At 50.4% G+C, this 6286-nt stretch carries 8 protein-coding genes; all 8 read left to right on the forward strand.

Annotated elements, in window-relative coordinates:
* Positions 1–161: 161 nt before the first annotated feature.
* Positions 162–884, forward strand: a complete 723-nt coding sequence (locus tag OGY19_RS05395) for a helix-turn-helix transcriptional regulator (protein WP_003023643.1) — start codon at positions 162–164, stop codon at positions 882–884.
* Entirely contained in the window at positions 884–1270 is a 387-nt protein-coding gene (gene tusD, locus OGY19_RS05400) for a sulfurtransferase complex subunit TusD (protein WP_005121677.1), read from the forward strand. The genes OGY19_RS05395 and tusD overlap by 1 nt, the downstream gene beginning before the upstream one ends.
* Positions 1270–1629, forward strand: coding sequence for a sulfurtransferase complex subunit TusC (tusC, locus tag OGY19_RS05405; RefSeq protein WP_048213526.1), 360 nt, complete (start codon positions 1270–1272; stop codon positions 1627–1629). Before tusD ends, tusC begins: the two co-directional genes overlap by 1 nt.
* A 7-nt stretch (positions 1630–1636) precedes the next feature.
* A complete protein-coding gene (gene tusB, locus OGY19_RS05410) occupies positions 1637–1924 on the forward strand; it encodes a sulfurtransferase complex subunit TusB (protein WP_008786292.1) in 288 nt (95 codons plus the stop codon).
* A 125-nt stretch (positions 1925–2049) separates the two neighbouring features.
* The gene (rpsL, locus tag OGY19_RS05415; RefSeq protein WP_003023654.1) at positions 2050–2424 is read left to right on the forward strand and encodes a 30S ribosomal protein S12; all 375 of its coding nucleotides are present in this window, start codon (positions 2050–2052) and stop codon (positions 2422–2424) included.
* A gap of 95 nt (positions 2425–2519) precedes the next feature.
* Positions 2520–2990: a 30S ribosomal protein S7 gene (rpsG, locus tag OGY19_RS05420; protein ID WP_003023657.1), complete on the forward strand. Its 471-nt coding sequence runs from the start codon at positions 2520–2522 to the stop codon at positions 2988–2990.
* A 96-nt stretch (positions 2991–3086) separates the two neighbouring features.
* A complete protein-coding gene (gene fusA / locus OGY19_RS05425; protein WP_003023659.1) occupies positions 3087–5201 on the forward strand; it encodes an elongation factor G in 2115 nt (704 codons plus the stop codon).
* Between the two features lie 69 nt (positions 5202–5270).
* Positions 5271–6286: elongation factor Tu (gene tuf, locus OGY19_RS05430; protein ID WP_286534202.1), on the forward strand; the 1016-nt coding region annotated here is incomplete at its 3' end.

Below are 6286 nucleotides of genomic sequence, written 5' to 3' on the forward strand. Positions count from 1 at the left end.
AGAAACCGCCGCCCACAGGGCGGCGGTTTTTTATTATCGACAGGATATAATTAATACTGGAAAGCGCCTTGTGCGCTGTATTACTTTAGATGCCCCTATAATAGTGATGAGCCTGCCCTGACAACATAACGACAGGCTCCTGAAAAGGAGTGCTTTTTTTCATGTCCAGGTCGCTTTTAACCAACGAAACCAGTGAGCTAGATTTGCTGGATCAACGTCCTTTCGATCAAACCGACTTCGATATCCTTAAATCCTATGAAGCGGTAGTGGACGGGTTGGCGATGCTCATTGGTTCCCATTGTGAAATCGTATTGCACTCTTTGCAGGATTTGAAATGCTCGGCCATTCGCATCGCTAACGGTGAACACACGGGCCGTAAAATTGGCTCGCCGATTACCGACCTTGCGTTGCGTATGCTGCATGATATGACGGGTGCGGATAGCAGCGTGTCGAAGTGTTATTTCACACGCGCGAAAAGCGGTGTCTTGATGAAGTCGGTGACGATTGCCATTCGCAACCGTGAGCATCGCGTGATTGGTCTGCTGTGCATCAACATGAACCTTGATGTTCCTTTCTCGCAGATAATGAATACCTTTATCCCGCCGGAGACCCCGGAAGTGGGATCAGCCGTGAACTTCGCGTCCTCAGTCGAAGATCTGGTGACGCAGACGCTGGAGTTCACCATTGAAGAAGTGAACGCCGATCGTAATGTCTCCAACAATGCCAAGAATCGTCAGATTGTCCTGAACCTGTATGAGAAAGGGATCTTCGATATTAAAGATGCGATCAATCAGGTCGCCGATCGTCTGAACATCTCTAAGCACACGGTCTACCTCTATATTCGCCAGTTCAAAAGCGGTGATTTCCAGGGGCAAGATAAGTAATGCGTTTTGCCATCATGGTAACCGGGCCCGCCTACGGCACACAGCAAGCGAGTAGCGCATTGCAATTTGCGCATGCGCTACTCGAAGAAGGACACGAGTTGTGTAGCGTTTTCTTTTATCGTGAGGGCGTGTATAACGCGAACGTTCTGACATCGCCCGCCAGTGATGAATTTGATTTAGTTCGAGCCTGGCAAAAGCTTCACCAACAGCATGGTGTGGCGCTGAATATCTGTGTTGCGGCAGCCTTGCGGCGTGGTGTTGTTGATGAGACTGAAGCAACACGGCTAGGGTTGTCTGGTGCTAATTTACAATCAGGATTTACTCTCAGCGGTCTTGGATCGCTGGCTGAAGCATCCCTGACGTGCGATCGCGTGGTGCAGTTTTAATGAAACGTGTTGCCTTTGTTTTTTCTACTGTGCCGCACGGCAGCGCATCCGGCCGCGAAGGACTGGATGCTTTACTGGCGACATCTGCATTAACGGAAGATCTCGGCGTGTTCTTTATCGGTGATGGTGTCTTCCAGATCCTCCAGGGTCAACAACCGGATGTCGTTCTGGCGCGAGACTATATTGCTACTTTCAAACTGTTAGGATTGTACGATATAGAACAATGCTGGCTTTGTGCGGCTTCATTGCGTGAGCGAGGCCTGGCAGAGGGGGCGAATTTTGTGGTTGATGCGACGGCGCTTGAACCGGAAGATTTACGCCGTGAGTTAGGCAACTTTGACGTCATTTTAAGGTTTTGAGACTCTCATGCTGCACACACTACATCGCTCCGCGTGGCTTACCGATTTCTCCTCTCTTCTTCGCCTGGTAGATAAAGACGATGAGCTTTTATTGCTCCAGGATGGCGTGACGGCAGCAATCGAAGGAAGCCGTTTCCTTGAAAGTCTGCAAAATGCCTCCATTAAGGTCTATGTACTGGAAGAAGACATTAAGGCTCGCGGGTTGAGTGGTCAAATTTCAGACAGTGTCGTCAGGGTTAGCTATACTGACTTCGTCAGACTTACGGTGAAGCATCCCAGCCAGATGTCCTGGTAATTGTGGGATCGTTGTATATTTCTTGACACCTTTTCGACACCGACCTAAAATTCTGCGTCCTCATATTGTATGAGGTCGTTTTATTACGTGTTTACGAAGCAAAAGCTAAAACCAGGAGCTATTTAATGGCAACAGTTAACCAGCTGGTACGCAAACCACGTGCACGCAAAGTTGCAAAAAGCAACGTGCCTGCGCTGGAAGCATGCCCGCAGAAACGTGGCGTATGTACTCGTGTATATACTACCACTCCTAAAAAACCGAACTCCGCACTGCGTAAAGTTTGCCGTGTTCGTCTGACTAACGGTTTTGAAGTGACTTCCTACATCGGTGGTGAAGGTCACAACCTGCAGGAGCACTCCGTGATCCTGATCCGTGGCGGTCGTGTAAAAGACCTCCCGGGTGTTCGTTACCACACCGTTCGTGGTGCGCTTGACTGCTCCGGCGTTAAAGACCGTAAGCAATCACGCTCCAAGTATGGCGTGAAACGTCCTAAGGCTTAATGGTTCTCCGTTAAGTAAGGCCAAACGTTTTATATTAATGTCAAACTAAACTCTTAGAGTTTTGGACAATCCTGAATTAACAACGGAGTATTTCCATGCCACGTCGTCGCGTCATTGGTCAGCGTAAAATTCTGCCGGATCCGAAGTTCGGATCAGAACTGCTGGCTAAATTTGTAAATATCCTGATGGTAGATGGTAAAAAATCTACTGCCGAAACTATCGTATACAGCGCGCTGGAGACCCTGGCTCAGCGTTCTGGTAAAAACGAACTGGAAGCTTTCGAAGTAGCTCTCGAAAACGTGCGCCCGACTGTCGAAGTTAAGTCTCGCCGCGTTGGTGGTTCTACTTATCAGGTACCAGTTGAAGTCCGTCCGGTCCGTCGTAATGCTCTGGCAATGCGTTGGATCGTTGAAGCTGCTCGTAAACGCGGTGATAAATCCATGGCTCTGCGCCTGGCGAACGAACTTTCTGATGCTGCAGAAAACAAAGGTACTGCAGTTAAGAAACGTGAAGACGTTCACCGTATGGCAGAAGCCAACAAGGCGTTCGCACACTACCGTTGGTAATCCCTTCGGAGTTTTAGTCACCAGGCGGGCGCTTCTAGTAAGCAGCCCGCTTTGGGCTACTTAAATTGAACGCCTAAAAGATAAACGAGGAATCAAATGGCTCGTACAACACCCATCGCGCGCTACCGTAACATCGGTATCAGTGCGCACATCGACGCCGGTAAAACCACTACTACCGAACGTATTCTGTTCTACACCGGTGTAAACCATAAAATCGGTGAAGTTCATGACGGCGCAGCCACCATGGACTGGATGGAGCAGGAGCAGGAGCGTGGTATTACTATCACCTCCGCAGCGACTACTGCATTCTGGTCTGGTATGGCTAAGCAGTACGAACCGCATCGCGTAAACATCATCGACACCCCGGGGCACGTTGACTTCACAATCGAAGTAGAACGTTCCATGCGTGTGCTTGATGGTGCAGTAATGGTTTACTGCGCAGTTGGTGGTGTTCAGCCTCAGTCTGAAACCGTATGGCGTCAGGCAAACAAATATAAAGTTCCGCGCATTGCGTTCGTTAACAAAATGGACCGTATGGGTGCGAACTTCCTGAAAGTTGTTGGTCAGATCAAAACCCGTCTGGGCGCGAACCCTGTTCCGCTGCAGCTGGCAATTGGCGCTGAAGAAGCGTTCACCGGTGTTGTTGACCTGGTGAAAATGAAAGCCATCAACTGGAACGAAGAAGATGCAGGCGTAACCTTCACTTATGAAGATATCCCGGCTGACATGCAGGAACTGGCTGAAGAATGGCACCAGAACCTGATCGAGTCCGCTGCGGAAGCTTCAGAAGAGCTGATGGAGAAATACCTGGGTGGTGAAGAACTGACTGAAGAAGAGATCAAAAAAGCTCTGCGTCAGCGTGTTCTGAACAACGAAATCATCCTGGTAACCTGTGGTTCTGCGTTCAAGAACAAAGGTGTTCAGGCGATGCTGGATGCGGTAATTGATTACCTGCCATCCCCAGTCGACGTACCTGCGATCAACGGTATTCTGGACGACGGTAAAGATACTCCTGCTGAGCGTCATGCTAGCGATGACGAGCCGTTTGCTGCTCTGGCATTCAAAATCGCTACCGACCCGTTCGTGGGTAACCTGACCTTCTTCCGCGTGTACTCTGGTGTGGTTAACTCCGGTGACACCATCCTGAACTCCGTGAAAACTGCACGTGAACGTTTCGGCCGTATCGTACAGATGCACGCTAACAAACGTGAAGAGATCAAAGAAGTTCGCGCGGGCGATATCGCTGCTGCTATCGGTCTGAAAGACGTGACCACTGGTGACACTCTGTGTGACCCGGATCACCCGATCATTCTGGAACGTATGGAATTCCCTGAGCCGGTAATTTCCATCGCGGTAGAACCGAAAACCAAAGCTGACCAGGAAAAAATGGGTCTGGCTCTGGGCCGTCTGGCTAAAGAAGACCCGTCATTCCGCGTATGGACTGACGAAGAATCTAACCAGACCATTATCGCTGGTATGGGTGAGCTGCACCTCGACATCATCGTTGACCGTATGAAGCGTGAATTCAACGTTGAAGCGAACGTCGGTAAACCTCAGGTTGCTTACCGTGAAGCGATTCGCGCGAAAGTTACCGATATCGAAGGTAAACACGCTAAGCAGTCTGGTGGTCGCGGTCAGTACGGTCATGTTGTTATCGACATGTACCCGCTGGAGCCGGGTTCAAACCCGAAAGGCTACGAGTTCATCAACGACATCAAAGGTGGTGTAATTCCTGGCGAATACATCCCGGCCGTTGATAAAGGCATCCAGGAACAGCTGAAATCTGGCCCGCTGGCTGGTTACCCGGTTGTTGATCTGGGCGTGCGTCTGCACTTCGGTTCTTACCATGACGTTGACTCCTCTGAGCTGGCGTTTAAACTGGCCGCTTCTATCGCCTTCAAAGATGGCTTTAAGAAAGCGAAACCAGTTCTGCTTGAGCCTATCATGAAGGTTGAAGTAGAGACTCCGGAAGAGAACACCGGTGACGTAATCGGTGACTTGAGCCGCCGTCGTGGTATGCTTCGTGGTCAGGAATCCAACGTCACTGGCGTTGTTATCCATGCTGAAGTTCCGCTGTCTGAAATGTTCGGATATGCAACCCAGCTGCGTTCTCTGACCAAAGGCCGTGCTTCTTACTCCATGGAGTTCCTGAAGTACGACGATGCGCCGAACAACGTTGCTCAGGCCGTTATTGAAGCCCGTGGTAAATAATCCACAGGATTAAAACCTAAGTCCCGTGCTCTCTCCATAGGGGAGAGCACTATAGTAAGGAATATAGCCGTGTCTAAAGAAAAATTTGAACGTACAAAACCGCACGTTAACGTCGGCACCATCGGCCACGTTGACCACGGTAAAACTACCCTGACCGCTGCAATCACTACCGTACTGGCTAAAACCTACGGCGGTGCTGCTCGTGCATTCGACCAGATCGATAACGCGCCGGAAGAAAAAGCTCGTGGTATCACCATCAACACTTCTCACGTTGAATATGACACCCCGACTCGCCACTACGCACACGTAGACTGCCCGGGCCACGCCGACTATGTTAAAAACATGATCACTGGTGCTGCGCAGATGGACGGCGCGATCCTGGTTGTTGCTGCGACTGACGGCCCGATGCCGCAGACTCGTGAGCACATCCTGCTGGGTCGTCAGGTAGGCGTTCCGTACATCATCGTGTTCCTGAACAAATGCGACATGGTTGATGACGAAGAGCTGCTGGAACTGGTAGAAATGGAAGTTCGTGAACTTCTGTCTCAGTACGATTTCCCGGGCGACGACACTCCGATCGTTCGTGGTTCTGCTCTGAAAGCGCTGGAAGGCGAAGCAGAGTGGGAAGCGAAAATCATCGAACTGGCTGGCTTCCTGGATTCTTACATCCCGGAACCAGAACGTGCTATCGATAAGCCGTTCCTGCTGCCAATCGAAGACGTATTCTCCATCTCCGGTCGTGGTACCGTTGTTACCGGTCGTGTAGAACGCGGTATCATCAAAGTTGGTGAAGAAGTTGAAATCGTTGGTATCAAAGAGACTGCCAAGTCTACCTGTACTGGCGTTGAAATGTTCCGCAAACTGCTGGACGAAGGCCGTGCTGGTGAGAACGTTGGTGTTCTGTTGCGTGGTATCAAACGTGAAGAAATCGAACGTGGTCAGGTACTGGCTAAGCCGGGCTCTATCAAGCCGCACACCAAGTTCGAATCTGAAGTGTACATTCTGTCCAAAGACGAAGGCGGCCGTCATACTCCGTTCTTCAAAGGCTACCGTCCGCAGTTCTACTTCCGTACTACTGACGTGAC

This window comes from Citrobacter sp. Cy070 (assembly GCF_030332245.1).
GTDB classification, from domain to species: domain Bacteria; phylum Pseudomonadota; class Gammaproteobacteria; order Enterobacterales; family Enterobacteriaceae; genus Citrobacter; species Citrobacter youngae.